Genomic DNA, 20,702 nt, shown 5'->3' with positions numbered 1-20,702 from the left:
CATCACCCTCGAAATGCCCCAGACCCTGAAGCGCCGTCCGCCGGACGGTGCCGGATCGGTCCAGGTCGAGATGGACGCCACGCTGAACATCGGCACGGCCAAGGTCTTTGCCGTCTATGGCAAGGGCGGGATCGGCAAGTCGACGACGTCGTCCAACCTGTCGGCCGCCTTCAGCCTGCTGGGCAAGCGGGTGCTGCAGATCGGCTGCGACCCCAAGCACGATTCGACCTTCACCCTGACCAAGCGCCTGGTCCCCACCGTCATCGACGTGCTGGAGACGGTGAATTTCCACTCCGAGGAACTGCGCCCCGAGGACTATGTCTACGAGGGCTTCAACGGGGTGCGCTGCGTCGAGGCGGGCGGACCCCCGGCCGGCACCGGCTGCGGCGGCTATGTCGTCGGCCAGACCGTCAAGCTGCTGAAGGAACACCACCTGCTGGAAGACACCGATGTGGTGATCTTCGACGTGCTGGGCGATGTGGTCTGCGGCGGCTTCGCAGCCCCCCTGCAACACGCCGAGCGGGCGCTGGTGGTCACGGCCAATGACTTCGACAGCATCTTCGCGATGAACCGCATCGTCGCGGCCATCAAGGCCAAGTCCAAGAACTACCAGGTCCGTCTGGGCGGCATCATCGCCAACCGCAGCGCGGGCACCGACGAGATCGACCGCTTCAACGCCGCCATCGGCCTGAAGCGCATCGCCCACTTCCGCGACCTGGATGAAATCCGCCGCAGCCGGCTGAAGAAGTCCGTCGTGTTCGAGATGGACGGCTCGGACGAGCTGGAGGCCGCCAAGGCCGAATACATCCGTCTGGCCCAGTCGCTGTGGGACGGAATGGAGGCCATCGAGGCCGAACCGATGCGCGACCGCGACATCTTCGAATTCCTGGGGTTCGATCAATGACCGCGACGCTCGAAACCCGCACCACCCCGACCTGGGACCAGTATCGGGGCCGGCTGGAAGAATATTTCGACCGCACGGCGCTGGACGCCTGGGCCCAGCTGACCTCGGACGCGCCGGTGTCGAAGATCCGCGCCACGGTCCGTGCCGGGCGCGACGAGATGCGCAACGTCCTGCTGTCGTGGATGCCCGAGGACCTGACCGGGGCGCGCATCCTCGACGCCGGTTGCGGCACCGGTGCCCTGGCGGTCGAGGCCGCAAGGCGCGGCGCGGACGTCGTGGCCATCGACGTCTCGGCCAGCCTGGTCAACATCGCTCGCGAGCGCACACCGTCGGACCTGAAGGGCGCGATCGACTGGCGTGCGGGCGACATGATGTCCCCGGACCTGGGCGCGTTCGACCACGTCGTGGCCATGGACAGCCTGATCCACTATCCGACCGACGACATCGTCGGTGTGCTTCAGGCCCTGGGCCAGCGCACGCGCAAGTCGGTGATCTTCACCGTCACCCCGCGCACCCCCGCCCTGATGCTGATGCTGGGCATGGGCAAGCTGTTCCCGCGCGCCGATCGTGCGCCGGCCATCGCGCCCGCCAGACTGGATTCCCTGGCGATGCGGCTGTCCGCCCTGCCCGGCATCGCGGTGGCCCGCAGCCGCCGGGTCCAGGGTGGCTTCTACACGTCCCAGGCCATGGAGCTGGTCCGCCGATGAGCGACGCCCTGCGGCAGAAGGCTGAAGCCAACAGGGCGCGGTTCGCGCGGATTGTCTCCGCCTGCCTGCCCTTCGCCGACGCCGCGACCACCGAGCTGCCGCTCGGCCGCCTGTTGCGCCTGTCCCTGTTCCAGGTCTCGGTCGGCATGACGACCGTCCTGCTGACCGGCACCCTGAACCGGGTGCTGATCGTCGAGCTCAACATGCCAGCCGTCCTGGTCGCCGCCATGGTGGCCCTGCCGTTTCTGTTCGCGCCGTTCCGAGCCCTGATCGGATTCAAGTCCGACACCCACCGATCCCATCTCGGATGGCGGCGCGGGCCCTATATCTGGTTCGGCTCCCTGATGCAGTTCGGGGGGCTCGCCATCATGCCGTTCGCCCTCCTGATCAGTGGCGGACTGGGCACCGGCCCTGTCTGGATCGGCTACGTCGCGGCCATGGTCGCCTTCCTGATCACAGGTGCAGGCGTGCACACAGCCCAGACCGCCGGCCTGGCCCTGGCCAACGACCTCGCCCCGGAACATGCGCGTCCCCGGGTCGTGGCCCTGCTCTATGTGATGCTGCTGGTCGGCATGCTGATTTCCGGCGTCCTGATGGGATTGGTCCTGGCCGATTTCCAGGAGATGAAACTGATCAGCGTGGTCCAGGGTGCGGCGGTCATCGCCATCGTCCTCAACATGATTGCCCTTTGGAAACAGGAAGCCCAGGACCTGGCCCTGACCGCTTTCGACAAGCCGCAAATCAAATTCAGCCAGGCGTGGGCGGAATTCTCCGCCGGTGGCCGGGCCAGCCGGCTGCTGGTCGCCGTCGGCCTGGGCGCGGCCGCCTTCTCGATGCAGGACGTGTTGCTGGAACCCTATGGCGGCAAGATCCTCGGCCTGTCGGTCGGACAGACAACCTCGCTGACAGCGCTGTGGTCGGCCGGCACGCTTGCGGGTCTCGCCCTCGCCGCCCGCCGGCTCGCCCGGAGCGGGGAACCGCATCGCCTGGCAGGTCACGGCATGGTCTGGGGCATCCTTGCCTTCGTTGCCGTCATCTGTGGCGGGGCCCTGTCATTCATCCCGCTGTTCTGCTGCGGCGTCTTCCTGATTGGTCTGGGCGGCGGCATGTTCTCGGTCGGCACGCTCACCTCCGCCATGGCCCTGGCCCGCGACGGCAAATCCGGCATCGCGCTGGGGGCCTGGGGCGCGGTTCAGGCCACGGCCGTCGGTCTGGCCGTCCTGCTGGGTGGCGGACTGCGCGACCTGGTCGCCGCCCTTTCAGCGTCTGGCGTTCTGGGCGCGGCCATGAGTACGCCGGCGACCTCCTATGCTGTCGTCTACCATCTCGAAATCGGCCTGTTGTTCGCCGCCCTCGTCGCCATCGGGCCGCTCGCCCGATACGCGCCTTCGGCATCTCCTGAAACCTCCAGGTTCGGCCTCGCCGACCTGCCTGCCTGACCCGGTTCATAAGGAAACCCTGACATGGACAGTTCCTACATTTTTGGTGATGTCGATGCGGCAGAGTTCTGCCTCTTCGCATTCTACGCTTTTTTTATCGGCCTGGTTTTCTACCTGCGCCGCGAGGATCGCCGCGAGGGCTATCCGCTGGAGGACGATGTCTCCGGTCGGCTTGAGCCTCTGGGCGGACTGTTCTTTACGGCGCGGCCCAAGACCTTCCTCCTGCCGCACGGTCATGGCACCCGTACCGTGCCGGACTTCAAGCGTGACACCCGTGAGATCGCTGCACGACGGAGCGCCCCGATGGATGGGGCCCCCAACGAGCCGACCGGCAATCCGATGATCGACGGCGTCGGACCCGGTGCCTATGCGGAGCGGCCGAACTATCCCGACCTGACCATCGAGGGCACGCCCCGGATCGTTCCAATGCGCATCGCCGGAACCTTCGCCGTGGCCAGGCAGGATGCCGATCCGCGCGGCATGGCGGTTCTGGGTGTCGATGGTGTCAAGGCCGGAACAGTGAGCGACCTCTGGATCGACCGGTCCGAGTCCCTGATCCGTTACCTCGAGGTCGCGGTCTCCACCGGCCGACTGCCGCGGAAGGTGCTTCTGCCGATGACCATGGCTATCGTCGACGGTGCCGCCCGCGCGGTGAAGGTTCGGGCTGTCACGGCTGCCCAGTTTGCCGACGTTCCGGTCACCGCGAGCCCTGACCAGGTCACCCTGCTCGAGGAGGAAAAGGTGATCGGCTACTACGGTGGCGGTCACCTCTATGCGACGCGTGACCGCCAGGAGCCGTGGCTGTGAGCGGGTACGAGCACGACGGCGAAGCCGTCCGCGGCCTGCCGGGCCACCTCCCGGCGGGCGAACAGATCCTGTGGCAGGGTGCACCCGACTGGCGCACCCTGGCCCGGTCCGCCCTGCACGCCCACTGGGTTGCGGTCTATTTCGGTGGTCTGTCCGTCTGGAACATCGCGACCGAAGTCATGGCCGGTCAGTCGGTCCTGCATGCCCTGACCACCGGCGTCCTGACCATGCTGGCGGGGTCGGTCGCCGTGGGCCTGCTGGTTCTCTACGCCTGGCTCAGCGCACGCACGACGGTCTATACCCTGACCAACCGGCGGTTCGTGCTGCGGCACGGCGTGGCCCTGTCGAAATGCTTCAACATCCCCTATGCGGCGGTTGCCTCGGCGGGGCTGAAGCTGGACAGCAAGGGCGTGGGCGACATCCCCATGGGCCTCGCGGGAGACGCCAGGATCGCCTATCCGCACCTGTGGCCGCACGTTCGCCCCTGGTCCTTCGTCAACCCCCAGCCGATGATGCGCGCCCTGCCGAACGCCGCCGCCGTCGCCGAGCGCCTGAGTCTGCAGCTGCAGCAGGCATCCGCCGCCGCCGACCGACCCTTCGTCGCCAAACCCGTGCGTCAGCCCGCCGCGCGCCCGACCGCCGTCCAGGCCTCGGGTGGCCAGCCTGCTGCCGCGCAAGCCTGAACAGAAAGCCACGTCCATGTCCGCCCTCGACGACAAACCCTTCCCCAAGGCCCCGCTCATCGCGGCGTTCCTGCTGGTCGGGTCTTCCCTGCTCGTCGTGGGCGGCACACGTCTGGGGCTGATGAGCGCGCCCGCCATGACCCGGGAGGCGCGCGTCGCCGAGGTCGCCCGGACCGGGGACCTGCGATTCTACGACCTGCCCGACGGTGCCGTCCGCGTCGTGGCCGAGGGCGAGGCCGATCGCATGATCCCGGTCGCATCCGGAGGGTTCGTGCGCGGCGTGCTGCGCAGCCTGGTCCGCGATCGCCGCGCCCGGGGCATGGGCTCCGAACAGCCCTTCCGCGTCACCCAGTGGTCGGACGGCACCGTCACCATCCAGGACATGGCCACGGGCCGGGTGCTGAACCTGAACGCCTTCGGCCCCACCAATCGCCTCGATTTCGTCAATCTGATCGCGCCGGTCGGACAGGCCGCGAACGCGGGGACCGCCGCATGAGCCGGACGATCGAGCTTCCCTGCACGGTCGAGGTCGAGCATTCCGACCAGAGCCTGCACGCCCATGTCGCCCTGGACGGCGATCCGGAGATCCGCCCCGGCGACGAGGTGCAGGTGCATGGCGAACCCATCCATGTCGCCTTTGGCGAACGCCGGACCTTCCGTCGCATGGCGACCCTGCGCCGGGCCTCTTTTCTTGAACGCGCCTGGACGCGCACCTGCGCCGGTTTCTTTGAAATGAACGAGCTGTACGAAGTCAGCTTCACGCCCCGGAGAACCCTGTGACCGCCGTATCCTTCGACACCTATGAGGAAACCCCCGGTCTGGCCGCCCTGCGCCGCGAGGCCGCGCGCCAGAAGGTGAACTCTGACTCGTCGTTCAAGCTGGCGACCGAGGACACCGTCCTGTCACCCCGCTTCTACACCACCGACTTCGCCGCCATGGACCGCATCGACGTGTCCCCGGTCCGGGCCCAGTGGGACGCCCTGATGGCCGAGTTCGAGGCCGACGTGAACAAGGATCACTTCAAGCGCGATGCCGCCTTCGATGGCATTATCGAGAACCTGCCGGACGACCTTCGGAAAGAGTTCACCGACTTCCTGGTGTCGTCCCTGACCTCCGAGTTCTCGGGCTGCGTCCTGTATGCCGAGATCGCCAAGCGGGTTCAGAACCCCGACATCCGCGCCCTGTTCAAATACATGAGCCGCGACGAGAGCCGCCACGCCGGCTTCATCAATGACACGCTGAAGGATGCGAAGATCGGCGTGGATCTGAGCTTCCTGACCAAGGTCAAGAAATACACCCATTTCAAGCCCAAGTTCATCTTCTATGCCGTCTATCTGTCGGAGAAGATCGGCTACGCGCGCTATATCGCGATCCATCGCCATCTGGAGAAGAACCCGGACAAGCGGTTCCACCCGATTTTCCAGTGGTTCGAACGGTGGTGCAACGACGAGTTCAAGCACGGCGAGGCCTTCGCCCTGATCATGCGGAACGATCCAAAGCTGCTGAGCGGTGGCAACGTCTGGTGGATCCGATTCTTCCTGCTCAGCGTCTATGCGACCATGTATGTCCGCGACCACATGCGTCCGGCCTTCCACAAGGCCCTGGGCGTCGACATCACCACCTATGACTACGAGGTCTTCCGCATCTGCTCGGAAATCTCCAAACAGGTCTATCCGGTCACCCTTCGCACCGACGACCCCCGTTTCCGTGCCGGGATGGAGCGGCTGCGCCTGACGTCGGACGCCATGGCCGACGCCAGGGCGAAGGGCGGGCTGTTCGGCGGGCTGAAGCGGTTCGGCCTCGTCCTCAAGGCCGGCGCGACGCTGGCGGGCCTGTATCTCCTGCCGGTCGACAGGAACACGCTGCCGGCCGACGTCCGGATGGAACCGACCTGGTAGTCGATGTCCATTTTTGTCCAGCCCCTGGTGATCGCGGCCCTCGTCTGGTGGTTCTCCACCGGTGCGATCCTGTGGCTGGTCCGCCTGCCGCGTCGGACCTTTGGCTGGAGTCTCGGCCTTTATGCCGTTGCCGCCGCCGTCGCCACCGTGGGCGTCATGATTGCCGCGCGGGACGCCTCGGTCTCCGGAGCCTATGTTGCCTTCGGGTGCGCCCTGGTCGTCTGGGGCTGGCATGAGATGGGCTTTCTGATGGGCAAGCTGACCGGCCCGCGCCGCACGGCCTGCCCGTTCGGTGCCCAGGGCTGGAAGCGGTTCACCCTGTCGGCCGAGACCGTGATCCATCACGAGATCGCGCTGGCCCTGACCGCCGTCCTGTTCGTCGCCCTGACCTGGGGCCAGCCGAACCAGACCGGCACCCTGACGTTCCTGCTTCTGTTCGGGATGCGGCTGTCGACCAAGCTGAACATCTTCCTCGGCGTGCCCAATCCGCCGATCACCTTCCTGCCGAGCGGCCTGAACTATCTGCGGAGCTATTTCCGGCGCGCGCGGTTCAACGCCCTGTTCCCGCTGTCGCTGGGCCTGTCGATCGTCGTCACCCTGCTGCTGGGCGACGCCGCCCTGTCGAGCACGGGCGGGGCCCAGGTCGGCTATGCGCTGATGTTCATGCTGGCGGCGCTGGGCCTGCTCGAACACGGCTTCCTGATGCTGCCTTCGCCCGACCATGCCCTGTGGGGCTGGGCGCTGGGTCATCGCCATGGAACCAAACCCAAACCCGCCGTCCAGGTCGCGCTCGCGACGCCCGGCGAACCGATCAACGAACATCCATAAGAAAATGACCTGGGGGACCTCCGCCATGAACTACGAAACCTTCTTCCAGACCGAACTGGAGTCGCTGCGCGAAACCGGCAACTACCGGGTCTTCGCCGAGCTGGAGCGCAAGCGCGGGTCGTTCCCGAAGGCCAGGAAGCACGGCGATGGGCCCGACGAGGTCACCGTCTGGTGCTCAAACGACTATCTCGGCATGGGCCAGAGCGCCCATGTGCTGCGCGCCATGCATGAGGCGCTGGACAGCTGCGGGGCCGGGGCCGGCGGCACCCGCAACATCTCGGGCACCAACCACCATCACGTCCTGCTGGAACGCGAGCTGGCCGACCTGCACGGCAAGGAGGCGGCCCTGCTGTTCACCTCGGGCTATGTCTCGAACTGGGCGGCGCTGGGCACCCTGGCGGCCAGGCTGCCGAACTGCATCGTGCTGTCGGACGCCTGCAACCACGCCTCGATGATCGAGGGCATTCGCCACAGCCGGGCCGAATACAAGGTCTTCCGCCACAACGACCCGGCGCATCTGGACGAACTGCTGTCGCAGATCGAGCCCGGTCGGCCCAGGCTGGTCGCCTTCGAGAGCGTCTATTCGATGGACGGCGACATCGGCCCGATCCGCGAGATCGTCGAGGTGGCCGAAAAGCACGGTGCCATGACCTATCTGGACGAGGTCCACGGCGTGGGCCTCTACGGTCCGCGCGGCGGCGGCGTCGCCGAGCGCGAGGGCCTGATGGACCGGATCACGGTCATTGAGGGAACGCTGGGCAAGGCGTTCGGCGTCATGGGCGGATACATCGCCGCCTCCGCCGCGCTCTGTGACTATGTCCGCAGCTTCGCCTCGGGCTTCATCTTCACCACCGCCCTGCCCCCCGCCGTCGCCGCCGGGGCCGCCGCCAGCGTCCGGCACCTGAAGGCGTCCGAGATGGAGCGCGCCCGGCATCAGGACCGCGTGGCCCGCGTTCGCGATCGCCTGACCGCTGCCGGCATCCCGCATATGCCGAACGACAGCCATATCATCCCCGTGATGGTCGGCGACCCGCACAAGTGCAAGATGGTGTCGGACTGGCTGATGGAGCACCACGGGATCTATGTGCAGCCGATCAACTATCCGACCGTGCCCCTGGGCACCGAGCGGCTGCGGATCACGCCCTCGCCGGTGCATGACGACGGCGATATCGACCGGCTGATCGACGCCCTGTCCGAGATCTGGAGCCACTGCGCCCTGGCCCGGACCGCCGTCGCCGCCTGATCGCATGACCCCCGCGTCCGGGACCGCATGAAGACGGTCCTGCGGGTGACCCTGATCGTGCTCGCCCTGGCCCTGCCGGGTCTGGGCGCGTGGCTTTATGCCCCGGACAAGACGCGGGCCGACCTCGAACCTCTGTATCTCGCCCGCCCCGGCGACATGATCGATGTGGCCGGCGCCCGGCTGCACGTCCGCGACACCGGCCCGCGCGCGGCCCCGGCCGTGATCCTGATCCACGGGTTCGGCTCCAGCCTGCACACCTGGGAGCCGTGGGCGGAGGGGCTGGACGACGCGCTGCGGGTCATCCGGCTGGACCTGCCCGGATCCGGTCTGTCGCCGCCTGATCCGGCCGATGACTATACCGACGACCATGTCATCGCCCTGCTGCTGGCGATGATGGACCGGCTGGGCGTGCAGAGGGCGTCGTTCGTCGGGAACTCGGTCGGCGGGCGGCTGGCCTGGACGATGGCGGCCAGGCATCCCGAGCGGGTCGACCGGCTGGTTCTGGTCTCGCCCGACGGCTTCGCCAGCCCGGGGTTCGCGTACGGCAAGGCCCCGGACGTACCCTTCATCATGCAGGCGATGCGCTATGTGCTGCCCCGCGGGCTGCTGAAATCGAACATCGCCGTGGGCTATGCCGATCCGGCCGCCCTGACCGGACCGACCGTCACCCGCTACCATGACCTGATGCTGGCACCCGGTGCGCGGCAGGCCATGCTGGACCGGATGGAGCAGACGGTGCTGCGGGATCCCGTGCCGATGCTGCGCCGGATCAAGGCCCCGGTGCTGCTGGTCTGGGGCCAGAAGGACTCGATGATCCCGTTCGCCAATGCGGCCGACTACCAGCGCGAACTGGCCGATGTCCGCCTGGTGTCCTTCGCGGATCTGGGTCATCTGCCGCAGGAGGAGGCCCCGGCACGGTCGTTGCCGCCGGTGCGCGCGTTCCTGCTGGATGCGCGATCCGCAACCGGGGCGATCACCAAGCCGTGAGGACGGTACGGTGGCGCGGGCGGATTGCGCGGACTAACGTCGGTAACCTGTCGCCGTCCCTTTCGTAGCCAATCCCGAGAGTTCGCCCGCCTCCCACCGCCCTGCCCGTGCCACGGAGCCTGCCATGTCCAGCATTCCCGTCACCCCTCGCCCGACCGCCGCACCCGGCGTGCGGCGGATATCGGAAGCCGACATCAACTGGGCGCTGTCGGAAGGCTGGAAGGACTTCAACGCCAAGCGCGGCGATGTCCTGGTCCTGGCGGTGCTCTATCCGGTGCTGGGTCTGCTGGCGGCGGTGATGGCGCTGAACGACCGGCTGCTGCCCGTGTTTTTCCCGCTGGTCGCCGGTCTGTCGGTCATGGGTCCGGCCGTGGCTGCGGGCTTCTACGAGATCGCCCGACGGCGGGAAGCGGGGATCGATTCCAGCTGGATCCATTTTTTCGACCCCCTGAACGGACGCAGCCGGACGCCGCTGTTCATGCTGACCCTGATGTCGCTCGTCTTCTTCGTGACCTGGATCGCGGCCGCCTGGCTGATCTATCAGGCGACCCTGGCCCAGGTGGGGCCCATGACGATCGTCGGCGGGTTCGAGCAACTGTTCTCCACGCCCCAGGGCTGGACCATGGTGATCGTGGGCAATCTGGTCGGCGCGGTGTTCGCAGTGCTGACCGTGGTCCTGACGCTGGTGTCCTTTCCCATGGTCGTGGACAGGCCGGTCGATGCAGGCACGGCCGTCGGCACCTCGATCCGCGCGGTCAGCCGCAATCCGGGCGCGGTCGTGTCCTGGGGCCTGCGGGTCGCCGGGCTTCTGATCCTGGGGTCGATCCCGCTGTTCATCGGCCTGGCCATCGTGCTGCCGGTGCTCGGCTATGCCACCTGGCACCTGTACACGCGGATGGTCGAACGCTGAGACGTCAGGTGGTCGCGCCGGCCGCCTGAGCCTTCCTGTCCCGTCCGCGGCCGAACCGGTAGACGGCGAAGGCGATCGCGCCCCCGACGGCCAGGATGATGATGGTCGTCACCGGGCGGAAGGCCAGCCAGGCCAGGGCGATGGTCACCGTGCCGACGATCAGCCCCAGCACGAAGCCGATCAGGCCCGTGCCCATGCGCACGATCGTCCCCGCCAGAGGCAGCACGTCGGCCAGAACGCCCAGCGGTGCCAGGATCAGGCCGAATCCGGCCATCAGCAGGATCATGCCGACGACCCGGATGATCCAGGCGATCAGATTGTTCGTGTCCTGGGCGCTCTGGAACATATCGCCGGGCGGCACGTCGCCGTCGGCCACCAGCAGGATCTCGGAACCGTTCCGGGTGCGGTACGGCAGGAAATCTTCGCCGTTCTGGCGCGCGACGACGCTGATCTGGGCCGTCGGGGTCAGGTCATAGGAGACGCGGGTATCGCCGATCGCCGGTGCAGCCGGATCCTCGCCGATATAGATCCGGTTCTGGGCCACGCTGATCGTCCGGCCCTGTCCGGCGGCGGCCTGGATGGCCTCCTCGCTGGCGGCATTCAGCGGCAGCGGCTGTTCGCCGCCGACCTGGCTCAGCACGCTGTCGCCCAGGCTGTAGGCGCCAAGCGTCGCGTCCCGGGCATAGATTTCGGTCGCCTCGATCGACATCTCCGGATTCTCGTGACCGGCAGGCTCGGCGAAGGCGCTGGAATCGATGGCGCTCGACGACCACTGCTTCCTGTAGGTGTAGGTGGTGACCGTCTCTTCCGACCCGCCGAGCCTGGTGCGGGTCTCGCTCCTGGACTCTTCGGTCCATTGATACATTTCGACGTTCCGGGCCAGTTTCACGCCAGTGCCCGTGACGCCGAACTCGGTGTCCTCCAGCGGCGCGGTCACGGCGATCCCGCCGGTCACGTGGATCAGCTTCTGGTCGTTCGCGGATTGAACGGGCGTGGCCGGAACCTCGACGACCAGACCCGCGCCCTCGGTCAGGCCGCGCGCGGTCTTGACCGCATTGCCCTCGTTCCAGGCCAGCCCGATGACACAGCCGACGATCAGCACGATGCCGAACAGGATGCCGGCGAAGGCCGAGCCGACGCGACTGAACCAGGACGTGGTCGTGGTCCTGGTGATCTGATCCGGCATGGTGCCCCCCGAGCGCGGTGCGATACCGGCGAGGCCGGCAAGCCATCGCTATAGCAGCTGGACCGTATCCGCGCAGCGGCCGTCGCCTGACCGAAGCTGACCGTCAGACGCGGTTAAGCCTGTCCGATCACCCGCCCTTGAGGATGTTCGGGCCAGAGTGCGGCATGGTCGATCTGTCGCCCCAAGCCATGGACACTGCCCTGGTGCCCGATCGGCGCAACGCCGAACGACGCCCGATCCGCGCCGCACGGCGCGCGCGCGAACGGGTGAAACTTCTGGGGCAGCCGATGGATCTGGTCCGTCCCGAAGAGGTCCTGCACCAGGTCGACACCTGGGTGAGCGAAGGTCGCAAGGCGGTCGTCGCCAATCACAATCTGAACAGTCTGAACCTGATCCGGCGCAATCCGGCGATGGCGGCCTTCTATGAGCGGGCCGATCTGGTCGAGGTCGACTCCGCCCCGCTGATCGCCTTCGCGCGAGCACTGGGTGTGCACGGGCGGACCTTTCACCGCTGCACCTATCTGGACTGGCGCGACCATTTCTGGAGCCTGGCCGACCGCAGGGGATGGCGGGTCCTGTATCTGGGCGGGGCACCGGGCGTGGCCGAGACGGCCCGCCAGCGCCTGATGGCCCTCTATCCATCCGCCATCATCGCCGTGCACGATGGCTATTTCGATGCCGCACCCGGATCGGCCGCGAACGCGTCCGTGCTGGCCGGGATCGCGGCGTTCAGGCCGCACATCCTTTTCGTCGGCATGGGCATGCCGCGTCAGGAGGTCTGGATCGGTCAGAACCTGGACGCCCTGCCCGACAGCGTGATCTTCTCCGTCGGGGCCGCCTTCGACTACGAGGCCGGGGCCCAGAACGCGGCCCCGCGCTGGATGGGGCCGCTGGGGATCGAGTGGCTGTATCGTCTGGTCAGGGACCCGAAGCGGCTGGCGAGGCGCTATCTCATCGAGCCCTGGGGTCTGGCCGACCTGATCGTGGCCGATGTCGTCACCGCGATCAGGACGCGATTCAGCCGCGGGTGAGCGTCAACAGCGCCGGTTCGCCCGCCTGGGCCGAAGGGGCTGCCCAGATGTGGAACTGTCCCGGTTCGACGGTCAGCCTGCGGTCGCCCCCCATGAACATCAGCTGGCGGCGATCCAGGGTGAACCGGGCCGTCGCGGTCGCGCCCGCATCGATCCGCAGCTTCCGGATATTGCGCAGGCGACGGACGGGCTGGGTCAGACTGGCGACCCGGTCATGGATGTACAGCTGTACCGTTTCCTCTACCGCGCGGTCGCCGGCATTGGTGACCACGACCGAGACCTCGACAGAGCCGTCCCAGGCCAGATCGGGGCTCGACAGGGTCACGGCCCCATAGGTCAGGTCGCCATAGGTCAGCCCATGGCCGAACGGATAGCGGGCGACGTTGGCGATGTCGCGATAGCGCGCCGTGTATTCCTGGGTCGCCAGGGTCGGATCGGCGGGACGGCCGGTCGCCTTGTGGTCATAGCTGAAGGGCTGCTGGCCGCCGCGCATCGGAAAGCTGACCGGCAGACGACCCGACGGCGAGACCTTGCCGAAGACCACATCGGCCACGGCATGGCCCATCTCGCCGCCCAGGAACCAGGTGACGGCGATGGCCTCGGCGTCCGCGACCGGACCCGTCAGATCCAGCGCCCGGCCGTTCCGCAGCAGGACGACGACGGGCTTTCCGGTCGCGCGGACGGCCTCGGCCAGGGCGCGCTGGGGTGCGGGAATGTCGATCTCGGTGCGGGACTGGGCCTCACCCGACATGCGGCTGCTCTCGCCCAGCGCAAGGACGACGACATCGGCCTCCGACGCAGCGCGCACGGCGGCATCGATCCCGCCGGACAGCGCGGTCTCGACGTTCGACCCCTGCACGACCGTCAAGGCGTCCGCGGCGTGCAGGACGGCGAGGAAGCCCTCGGCCAGCGAGACCCGGCGGCTCTCGTCGCCCCAGATCGTCCAGGGGCCGAACACATCCCTGTCGTCGGCGAAGGGCCCGATCAGGGCGATCTTCTGACCCGCCGCCCTCAGCGGCAGCAGGTCGCCGTCATTCTTCAGCAGGACGATGGATTTCACCGCCGCTTCCCGCGCGAGATCGCGATGCGTCGGGGCCCCCACGACGATGCGCTCGCGCTCCGGATCGCAGCCGCGATAGGGGTCGTCGAACAGGCCCAGCGCCGCCTTGGTCATCAGCACGCGCCGGACAGCCTGATCCACGCGCGCCATGGGCACGTCACCAGACGCCACAAGACCCGGGATGTGCTCCAGGAACAGGCCGGACACGAGGGAGGCATCGACCCCGGCCATCAGGGCGATCCGCGCGGCATCGCGACCGTCGGCTGCGAAGCCGTGGGCGATCAGCTCCTGATCCGCCGTGTAGTCGGTGACGACATAGCCGGCAAAGCCCCACTCCTCGCGCAGGATCTCTGTCAGCAGATAGGGATTGCCGCTGGCCGGGACGCCATTGATGTCGTTGAAGGCCGTCATGACCGACAGGGCACCCGCATCGAATGCGGCCTTGAAAGGCGGCAGGAAGGTGCCCCTCAGCGTCGCGTCCGACATGTCAGTGGTGTTGTAGTCCATCCCGCCCAGCGCGGCGGAATAGGCGGCGAAATGCTTGGGTGTGGCCAGCAGGGCATCGCGGTCGGCCAGGCCCCTGTCGCCCTGGAATCCCTTGACGCGCGCCACGGCCAGAACCTCGTTCAGCCAGACGTCCTCGCCCGCACCCTCGACCACCCGGCCCCAGCGCTGGTCCCGGGCCACGTCGACCATGGGGGCAAAGGTCTGGTGGATGCCGGAGGCCGCGCCCTCGACCGCTGCGGCCCGCGCGGTGCGCATGGCCAGGTCGGGATCGAAAGCGGCCGCTTCCGCCAGCGGCACGGGGAACACGGTCTTCAGCCCGTGGATGATGTCGGCGGCAAACAGCAGGGGAATGCCCAGCCGGGTCTGCTCGACCGCGAGGGTCTGGATCCGACGCCCGGCCTCGGCGCCCACGCCGTTGAACAGGCAGCCGACCTGACCGTCGCGGATCATCCGCGTCACGCGCGCCGGGTCGCCCTGTCCGTCCAGCGGATTGACGTTCTGGGGCCGGAAACGGAATGGATCGGCCAGCACGTTCAGCTGCCCGGCCTTCTCCTCGATCGTCATGCGCGCGATCAGCGCATCGACGCGGTCCAGGTCGGCCGCGACCTGGGCCGCGGCGCGGCGCGGGGCCGCCATCAGGCCCCCCACGATGGCCATTCCGAGCGCACCGGTCAGCAAGGCGCGACGGGACGTCCGGGTCCGGAGGTCGGACATGTGGCGGGCTCCGTCATGGCTGCAACCGCTCACAGGAGGCGCTCCGCACTGTCATCAGGGCCGGATGGATGGCAGGCGACGTCTGCCAGAGCACACGGGATCAATGGCCTGTGACGGGGCCCGCCATCGCGCTGCGTGGTGCCGTCCGCGCCGCCGCGATCGCGAAGATCGTCAGGGCCGCATAGCCCAGCACCGGTACAAAGAATGCAGGATTGATGACCCCGCCGGCAGCATCCGCAATCCGACCGGCCATCAGCGGCAGCAGGGCACCGCCGATGATCCCGAACACCAGAAGGCCAGACGTCGCCGAGGCCGGTGCCGTGCTTCGCTCAAGAGTCAACGTAAAGATGGCGGGAAACATGATCGAGTTGAAAAGGCCCACCGCGAGCGCAGCGAAGGCAGCTGTCGTTCCGCCGGTCTGCGTGACAATCAAACACAGGGCGGCTGCGACCGCGGTGCAGACGATCAGAAGATGTGCGGCCTTGATCCGGGTCAACAAGGCACTGCCGGCGAAACGACCCATCAAGGCTCCTGCCCAATACAGAGCCACCAATCGTCCGGCATCACTCACCGACAGGCTCAGAATGTTTTGCGACTCCAGAAAATTGGTCATCAGGCTACCGATCGCGACCTCGGATCCGACGTAGATGAAGATGCCCATGGCCCCGAAAACAGCCCAACGGGATTTAAGCGCTTCCAGCGGTGACACGCTTCGCTCAGTCGAGACGTTGGCAGAGGTCAGTTTCGAACGGATGATCCAGATGAACAAGGCGAGGATGGCGAAGAAGGCTGCGAGACCCAGGAACACGGTGTCGATGTTGCCGAGAGTCTGCGCCCGAAGTGTCGGATCGATGAGCGCGGCGTCAGTGGCAACGACGTCCGACTGGAAAGAGAAGAATTGGGACCAATCGATTTGAATCGCAGGCTTGAGTGGCGCAACGGACGGGGCCAGACCACCGACGTAGTTGTGCAGGAAAACGAGCCATCCCACAGCGAGACCGATCGCGGCACCCAGCGGCAACCAAGCTTTCAGATCACGGCGCAGAGCGCCCAGAAGCGCGCCGGCAACAGCGCCAAAGGCGACGCCCAGGCCGAGAAGCAGGAGAGCACTGAGCGAGCCGAGTTCGGTCACCCCGCCCGCGACGAATATGCCGCCCGAAAGCATGACCGTCGCTCCCAGAAGCGGCCCAACAACCGTTCCGAGGGAGTTGAAAGCCTGAGACAGCACGAGGCGGAAATGCGACTGGCGCTGAGGACCGAGCGCCGCCGCCAGCGGGTTTGCTGCGACCTGAAGCAGGGTGACGCCCCCGCCGATCACGAATAGAGCGACGAGCACACCCGGATAGAAGTCGAGGATCGTGGAGACCGGAACGATGAGCGCCCCCAGAACCATAACGGCGAGTGCGCCCACAATCGAACGGGCATACCCCAATCGTGACAGGACGAATGCGGCAGGCAAGGCGAAGACGCCGTAGGCCGTGAACCAGGCGAACTGCGTCAGCAGCGCCTCTGTGAAGCTGAGCGCAAATGCTCCCCGCACGGCCGCGATCAGGGGGTCGATCAACGACGTTGCGAAGCCCCATGCGAAGAACAGCGTCGTCACATAGGTAAAGGCCAGGCCCGTGCCCTTGCGCGGGGCGGTGTCGGCCATGTCGGAGCTGCTCATGAGGTCGTGATCCCTGTCGTTTCCGGAGCGGACGTGGACCGCCCGTCGCTTCCCAGACAGCCTGCGTCGCCCGGTTTGATCCGACGGTAAAGGAGGTTCTGCCGATCCGAAACGAAAATTGGTTGTACGTTTCAAGCCGTCACGACGCCGCTCGACGGGCCCGGGCGGGTTTGCCACTGTGAATCATGAGCCAGAATGCAGCCCCGACGTCGATCGCCGCGCCCGAATGGTGGCGGGGTGCGGTCCTCTATCAGATCTATCCGCGCAGCTTCGCCGACAGCAACGGGGACGGGATCGGCGATCTGCCCGGCATCACCGCCCATCTGGATCACGTGGCATCGCTTGGGGTGGACGGCATCTGGCTGTCGCCCTTCTTCACCTCGCCGATGAAGGATTTCGGCTACGACGTATCGGACTACGTCGGCATCGACCCGATCTTCGGCACCATGGCGGACTTCGACAGGCTGGTCACCCGGGCCCACGCCCTCGGCCTGAAGATCATCATCGACCAGGTCTATTCCCACACCTCCGACCAGCACGCCTGGTTCCAGGAAAGCCGTCAGGACCGGACCAACCCCAGGGCCGACTGGTATGTCTGGGCCGATGCGAAGCCGGAAGGGTCTCCGCCGTCGAACTGGCAGTCGGTGTTCGGCGGCCCGGCCTGGACCTGGGACGCCCGCCGACACCAGTACTACATGCACAACTTCCTCAAGGAACAGCCGCAGCTGAACGTGAGGAACCCGGAGGTCCAGGAGGCCCTGCTGGCCGTCGCCCGCTTCTGGCTCGACCGCGGGGTGGATGGGTTCCGGTGCGACGCGCTCAACTTCGCCATGCATGACCCGGCGCTGACAGACAATCCGCCAGTTCTCGCTCCGGGCAAGAGAACGCGGCCGTTCGACTTTCAGCAGCACATCCACAATCAGTCCCAGCCCGAGATTCTGGATTTCCTGACCCGGCTGCGCGCCCTGACCGACAGCCATACCGACCGGTTCATGGTGGCCGAGGTCGCGGGCGAGCGCGCCAACGAGGAGATGCACGCATACACCGAAGGGACGGATCGGCTGCATTCCGCCTACGGGTTCCTGTATCTGTATGCGCCCGAACTGACACCCATGCTGGTCGAGCAGGGCCCGGCGATGTGGCCGGGGACACCGGGCGAGGGCTGGCCATCGTGGGCGTTCTCAAATCACGACGCGCCCCGCGCCGTGTCCCGCTGGGCCCAGGGTCGCGACCCGAAGGCCTATGCGGAGATGGCCCTGCTGCTGCTGATGGCGCTGCGCGGGAATGTGTTCATCTACCAGGGCGAGGAGCTGGGTCTGCCGCAGGCGGATGTACCCTTCGAGCGGCTGGTCGATCCCGAAGCCATCACCAACTGGCCCGAGACGCTCGGGCGCGACGGCGCGCGCACGCCCATGCCGTGGCGATCAAACGACGAGTTCGCCGGATTTTCCACGGTCGAGCCCTGGCTGCCCGTCGACCCGCGTCATCGCGCTCTGGCGGTCGATGCCCAGGAGCCGGACCCGTCATCCACGCTGCACCGAGCCCGCCAGGCGATCGCCCTGCGCGCGGCCCATACGGCTCTGCGCACCGGGTCGATGACCATGCTGACGGATCTGCCCGACGGGCTGCTGGCGTTCCGACGCGATGCCGGTGGCGATCAGCTTCTGTGCGTGTTCAACCTCGGCCACCGCGAGGTCGCGTGGGCGCTTCCGTCCGGATGGACTGTCATCGCCTCTGTGAATGCCGCGCAGGACCGGGTCGGCGCACTGCCGCCTATGGCCGGGCTGGTCCTGGCCCGTCCGTGACGCAATCGAAAACGAGCCCCGTCTCCTCTCGGAAACGGGGCTCGCATCGGAACCGGATCCGGTTCAGGCGTTCGATGACCCCGCGACGGGGGTCACCTCAGACAAGCCGGGTCTAGAACACCACCTTGAGGGTGCCGACGACGCGGTCTTCGGCGATGCGGAGATTGTCGACGTCGGTGTCGTGGTAGCGGACGTCCGCAATCAGGTTGGACGTGATCGCATAGGCCGCGCCGACATTATAGGTGACGTAGTCGTCGGACTTGTCGAGTTGCTGGTTACCGACTGCGCCCGAGACCGACAGCTTGTCGGTCACGGCATAGGCGGCATTGGCCTCGAAATAGGTCGCGACCTCGTCCACGCCAAAGAAGTCGGGCGAGATATAGGCGGCCACACCGGTGGTCAGCGGACCGAAGGCACGCGATACTGCCAGTTTGGCCTCGACATAGTTGTAGGCGGCGCGGTTCGGCTCGCCGACGTAGAGGTAGGCAATCGCGCCGACGTCCACGGCAAAGCCGGCCACTTCGGTGCGGTAGCCGCCATACAGATCGACTTCCGCGTCGGTTTCGTCCCCGAAGTCGACGTTGGAAGCCCATGCGCCGACATAGTAGTTGCCGACGGTCACGTCTGCGCCGAGCTGCAGCGCGGAATCTTCAGCGGTCTGGCTGAAGCCGCGGAAGACGTAATCACTGGTCCCGGCAACGTTGAAGGCGAAGGTTGCGTCCTGTGCCGATGCGGCACCGGCGGTGGAGACGGCGGCGATGGCAGCGGCGATCGCTGCGAGACTTGCGGTCAGTTTCATGAGTGGGCCCTTCTCGAGAGGATGATGGTATTTTTTTTTGACCGGGCGCGCCCCTTCGGCCGCACCCGTGATACTCAAGCTTATACGTTTTCAAGCGCTTCGCCATGCAGGGTCGTGTCCAGACCCTCCGCTTCCTGAGCATCTGTGACACGCAAGCCCGTCGTGAACTTGCAGATGATCAGGATGATGAAGGTCACGACCGCGGACCAGGCGATGGTCCAGGCTAGGCCCAGAGCCTGGGTGCCGACGTTTGCGCCGTCGGACAGGCCGTTGACCGCCGTGGTGGCGAACACACCCGTCAGAAGCGCGCCCAGAAGACCGCCCGCGCCGTGGATTCCGAAGGCGTCCAGGCTGTCATCGTAACGCAACAGTTTCTTCAACCAGACAGACGAGGCGTAGCAGACCGGTCCGGCGATCAGGCCGATCAGAACGGCCCCCTTCGGATCGACGAAGCCGGCGGCCGGCGTGATGGCGACCAGACCGGCGACCATGCCGGACAAGACGCCGATCAGGGACGGCTTACGCTTCTCGACGACCTCGACGATCTTCCACGTCAGGGAGGCGGCCATGGCGGCCAGGATGGTATTGAGCAGGGCGACGGCGGCGATGCCATCGGCCGCCCAGGCCGATCCGGCGTTGAAGCCGATCCAGCCGACCAGCAGCAAAGACGCGCCGATCATGGTCAGGACCGGATTGTGGGCGTTCATCGCATCCTTGCCGTAACCCTTACGCGGTCCGAGGAACAGCGCGCAGACGAGGCCCGCGATACCCGAGTTGACGTGCACCACCGCGCCACCGGCAAAGTCCAGCACGCCGGCCGCGCCCAGGAAGCCGCCGCCCCAGACCCAGTGGGCAATGGGGGCGTAGACGAAGATCGACCACAGGGCGGTGAACAGCAGCAGCGCCGAATACTTGATCCGCTCGGCGAAGGCACCGGTGACCAGGGCGGGCGTGATGATGGCGAAAGTCAGCTGGTAGGCGATCCAGAGATACTCGGGAAGGCCCTTGGCCAGGCTGTGGGCTGTTTCCATACCGACGCCGTTCAGGAAGATCGCCTGGGTGGAGCCGATATAGGCATTCACGGTGTCCGCATCGAGCCCGAACATCGGCTGGCCGGTCCCGAACGACAGGCTGTAACCGATGGCGAACCAGACCAGCGTGACCACAGCAGACACGCCGACCGACTGTGTGATGGTGGCGATCACATTCTTGCGTCGCACCATGCCGCCATAGAACAGCGCCAGACCGGGGAGGGTCATCAGCAGCACGAGGGCGGTGGAGGTCAGGATCCAGGACGTGCCGGCGCCGTCCAGTTCCAGCGGCACCTGATGCGCCAGTAAGGCCGGGGCCGGTGTGGCCGCAGCCGCCTCCTGGGCGAAGGCTCCGCCCGCATGGAATAAGGCGGCGGTCAAAAGCAGGAGGCCAAGCACCCCCGGTAGTCGATTGAAGAACTGCGACATGAATGCACCCCCTGTGTGATCTCGCAGTTGCGAACTGTTTACCGCAACGTTGACCGACGCAAGGGCTT

The 20,702-nt window shown here is 66.8% G+C and carries 19 protein-coding genes; 14 read left to right on the top strand and 5 right to left on the bottom strand.

All coding sequences use genetic code 11. The annotated features are described in order from the left end of the window. Positions 1 to 13 precede the first annotated feature (13 nt). The 12 genes from bchL to HZ989_RS04440 all read left to right on the top strand — a co-directional run bounded on the left by bchL (position 14) and on the right by HZ989_RS04440 (position 10,406). Positions 14 to 904, top strand: coding sequence for a ferredoxin:protochlorophyllide reductase (ATP-dependent) iron-sulfur ATP-binding protein (gene bchL / locus HZ989_RS04495; RefSeq protein WP_209323036.1), 891 nt, complete (start codon positions 14 to 16; stop codon positions 902 to 904). Beyond that, a complete protein-coding gene (bchM, locus tag HZ989_RS04490) occupies positions 901 to 1,611 on the top strand; it encodes a magnesium protoporphyrin IX methyltransferase (protein ID WP_209322438.1) in 711 nt (236 codons plus the stop codon). Before bchL ends, bchM begins: the two co-directional genes overlap by 4 nt. Continuing rightward, positions 1,608 to 3,050, top strand: a complete 1,443-nt coding sequence (locus HZ989_RS04485) for a BCD family MFS transporter (RefSeq protein ID WP_209322437.1) — start codon at positions 1,608 to 1,610, stop codon at positions 3,048 to 3,050. The genes bchM and HZ989_RS04485 overlap by 4 nt, the downstream gene beginning before the upstream one ends. A gap of 24 nt (positions 3,051 to 3,074) precedes the next feature. Beyond that, positions 3,075 to 3,857, top strand: a complete 783-nt coding sequence (gene puhA, locus HZ989_RS04480; RefSeq protein ID WP_209322436.1) for a photosynthetic reaction center subunit H — start codon at positions 3,075 to 3,077, stop codon at positions 3,855 to 3,857. After that, positions 3,854 to 4,540: a photosynthetic complex putative assembly protein PuhB gene (puhB, locus tag HZ989_RS04475; protein WP_245162451.1), complete on the top strand. Its 687-nt coding sequence runs from the start codon at positions 3,854 to 3,856 to the stop codon at positions 4,538 to 4,540. Before puhA ends, puhB begins: the two co-directional genes overlap by 4 nt. 16 nt (positions 4,541 to 4,556) lie before the next feature. Then, entirely contained in the window at positions 4,557 to 5,036 is a 480-nt protein-coding gene (gene puhC / locus HZ989_RS04470) for a photosynthetic complex assembly protein PuhC (protein ID WP_209322434.1), read from the top strand. Then, a complete protein-coding gene (locus HZ989_RS04465; protein WP_209322433.1) occupies positions 5,033 to 5,320 on the top strand; it encodes a hypothetical protein in 288 nt (95 codons plus the stop codon). Before puhC ends, HZ989_RS04465 begins: the two co-directional genes overlap by 4 nt. Then, entirely contained in the window at positions 5,317 to 6,438 is a 1,122-nt protein-coding gene (gene acsF / locus HZ989_RS04460; protein WP_209322432.1) for a magnesium-protoporphyrin IX monomethyl ester (oxidative) cyclase, read from the top strand. Before HZ989_RS04465 ends, acsF begins: the two co-directional genes overlap by 4 nt. Before the next feature lie 3 nt (positions 6,439 to 6,441). Continuing rightward, positions 6,442 to 7,266, top strand: a complete 825-nt coding sequence (gene puhE, locus HZ989_RS04455; protein ID WP_209322431.1) for a putative photosynthetic complex assembly protein PuhE — start codon at positions 6,442 to 6,444, stop codon at positions 7,264 to 7,266. A gap of 25 nt (positions 7,267 to 7,291) precedes the next feature. Then, positions 7,292 to 8,509 (top strand): 5-aminolevulinate synthase, encoded by a 1,218-nt coding sequence (gene hemA, locus HZ989_RS04450; protein ID WP_209322430.1) that lies wholly within the window; start codon positions 7,292 to 7,294, stop codon positions 8,507 to 8,509. A gap of 27 nt (positions 8,510 to 8,536) precedes the next feature. Beyond that, positions 8,537 to 9,496, top strand: coding sequence for an alpha/beta fold hydrolase (locus tag HZ989_RS04445; RefSeq protein WP_209322429.1), 960 nt, complete (start codon positions 8,537 to 8,539; stop codon positions 9,494 to 9,496). Between the two features lie 124 nt (positions 9,497 to 9,620). Then, positions 9,621 to 10,406 carry a DUF2189 domain-containing protein gene (locus tag HZ989_RS04440; RefSeq protein WP_209322428.1) on the top strand — a complete coding sequence of 262 codons (786 nt, stop codon included), beginning with the start codon at positions 9,621 to 9,623 and terminating at the stop codon, positions 10,404 to 10,406. Positions 10,407 to 10,410: 4 nt separating this feature from the next. Here HZ989_RS04440 and HZ989_RS04435 read toward each other — a convergent pair whose 3' ends face one another. Further along, complete coding sequence (locus HZ989_RS04435; protein WP_209322427.1) at positions 10,411 to 11,592, bottom strand: TMEM43 family protein; 1,182 nt, start codon at positions 11,590 to 11,592, stop codon at positions 10,411 to 10,413. A gap of 164 nt (positions 11,593 to 11,756) precedes the next feature. Here HZ989_RS04435 and HZ989_RS04430 point away from each other — a divergent pair, with 164 nt between their 5' ends. Further along, entirely contained in the window at positions 11,757 to 12,623 is an 867-nt protein-coding gene (locus HZ989_RS04430; RefSeq protein ID WP_209322426.1) for a WecB/TagA/CpsF family glycosyltransferase, read from the top strand. Here HZ989_RS04430 and HZ989_RS04425 read toward each other — a convergent pair. Both HZ989_RS04425 and HZ989_RS04420 read right to left on the bottom strand, forming a co-directional pair. Further along, the gene (locus HZ989_RS04425; RefSeq protein WP_209322425.1) at positions 12,610 to 14,904 is read right to left on the bottom strand and encodes a glycoside hydrolase family 3 N-terminal domain-containing protein; all 2,295 of its coding nucleotides are present in this window, start codon (positions 14,902 to 14,904) and stop codon (positions 12,610 to 12,612) included. The two genes, HZ989_RS04430 and HZ989_RS04425, sit on opposite strands and share 14 nt — an antisense overlap. A 100-nt stretch (positions 14,905 to 15,004) precedes the next feature. Continuing rightward, on the bottom strand, positions 15,005 to 16,555 hold the full coding sequence (locus HZ989_RS04420) for an MFS transporter (RefSeq protein WP_209322424.1): 1,551 nt from the start codon (positions 16,553 to 16,555) through the stop codon (positions 15,005 to 15,007). Between the two features lie 200 nt (positions 16,556 to 16,755). Between HZ989_RS04420 and HZ989_RS04415 the strand changes: the two genes are divergently transcribed. Then, on the top strand, positions 16,756 to 18,375 hold the full coding sequence (locus HZ989_RS04415; protein ID WP_209322423.1) for an alpha-amylase family glycosyl hydrolase: 1,620 nt from the start codon (positions 16,756 to 16,758) through the stop codon (positions 18,373 to 18,375). Between the two features lie 112 nt (positions 18,376 to 18,487). Here HZ989_RS04415 and HZ989_RS04410 read toward each other — a convergent pair whose 3' ends face one another. Together HZ989_RS04410 and HZ989_RS04405 are read right to left on the bottom strand one after the other, a co-directional pair. Next, a complete protein-coding gene (locus HZ989_RS04410) occupies positions 18,488 to 19,174 on the bottom strand; it encodes a TorF family putative porin (protein WP_209322422.1) in 687 nt (228 codons plus the stop codon). A gap of 80 nt (positions 19,175 to 19,254) precedes the next feature. Beyond that, positions 19,255 to 20,634 carry an ammonium transporter gene (locus tag HZ989_RS04405; RefSeq protein WP_209322421.1) on the bottom strand — a complete coding sequence of 460 codons (1,380 nt, stop codon included), beginning with the start codon at positions 20,632 to 20,634 and terminating at the stop codon, positions 19,255 to 19,257. Positions 20,635 to 20,702 lie beyond the last annotated feature (68 nt).

The sequence above is a fragment of the Brevundimonas sp. AJA228-03 genome (assembly GCF_017795885.1).
Taxonomy (GTDB): Bacteria; Pseudomonadota; Alphaproteobacteria; order Caulobacterales; family Caulobacteraceae; genus Brevundimonas.
Note: the sequence above shows the minus strand (reverse complement) of the source record. Positions and strands in the feature narration are given on the sequence as shown.

Excerpts from the sequence above, each read along its gene's own strand:
- bchL (WP_209323036.1), top strand. The coding sequence starts at position 14 with ATGCCCCAGACCCTGAAGCGCCGTCCGCCGGACGGTGCCGGATCGGTC.
- bchM (WP_209322438.1), top strand. The coding sequence starts at position 901 with ATGACCGCGACGCTCGAAACCCGCACCACCCCGACCTGGGACCAGTAT.
- HZ989_RS04485 (WP_209322437.1), top strand. The coding sequence starts at position 1,608 with ATGAGCGACGCCCTGCGGCAGAAGGCTGAAGCCAACAGGGCGCGGTTC.
- puhA (WP_209322436.1), top strand. The coding sequence starts at position 3,075 with ATGGACAGTTCCTACATTTTTGGTGATGTCGATGCGGCAGAGTTCTGC.
- puhC (WP_209322434.1), top strand. The coding sequence starts at position 4,557 with ATGTCCGCCCTCGACGACAAACCCTTCCCCAAGGCCCCGCTCATCGCG.
- HZ989_RS04465 (WP_209322433.1), top strand. The coding sequence starts at position 5,033 with ATGAGCCGGACGATCGAGCTTCCCTGCACGGTCGAGGTCGAGCATTCC.
- puhE (WP_209322431.1), top strand. The coding sequence starts at position 6,442 with ATGTCCATTTTTGTCCAGCCCCTGGTGATCGCGGCCCTCGTCTGGTGG.
- hemA (WP_209322430.1), top strand. The coding sequence starts at position 7,292 with ATGAACTACGAAACCTTCTTCCAGACCGAACTGGAGTCGCTGCGCGAA.
- HZ989_RS04445 (WP_209322429.1), top strand. The coding sequence starts at position 8,537 with ATGAAGACGGTCCTGCGGGTGACCCTGATCGTGCTCGCCCTGGCCCTG.
- HZ989_RS04440 (WP_209322428.1), top strand. The coding sequence starts at position 9,621 with ATGTCCAGCATTCCCGTCACCCCTCGCCCGACCGCCGCACCCGGCGTG.
- HZ989_RS04435 (WP_209322427.1), bottom strand. The coding sequence starts at position 11,592 with ATGCCGGATCAGATCACCAGGACCACGACCACGTCCTGGTTCAGTCGC.
- HZ989_RS04430 (WP_209322426.1), top strand. The coding sequence starts at position 11,757 with ATGGTCGATCTGTCGCCCCAAGCCATGGACACTGCCCTGGTGCCCGAT.
- HZ989_RS04425 (WP_209322425.1), bottom strand. The coding sequence starts at position 14,904 with ATGTCCGACCTCCGGACCCGGACGTCCCGTCGCGCCTTGCTGACCGGT.
- HZ989_RS04420 (WP_209322424.1), bottom strand. The coding sequence starts at position 16,555 with ATGGCCGACACCGCCCCGCGCAAGGGCACGGGCCTGGCCTTTACCTAT.
- HZ989_RS04415 (WP_209322423.1), top strand. The coding sequence starts at position 16,756 with ATGAGCCAGAATGCAGCCCCGACGTCGATCGCCGCGCCCGAATGGTGG.
- HZ989_RS04410 (WP_209322422.1), bottom strand. The coding sequence starts at position 19,174 with ATGAAACTGACCGCAAGTCTCGCAGCGATCGCCGCTGCCATCGCCGCC.
- HZ989_RS04405 (WP_209322421.1), bottom strand. The coding sequence starts at position 20,634 with ATGTCGCAGTTCTTCAATCGACTACCGGGGGTGCTTGGCCTCCTGCTT.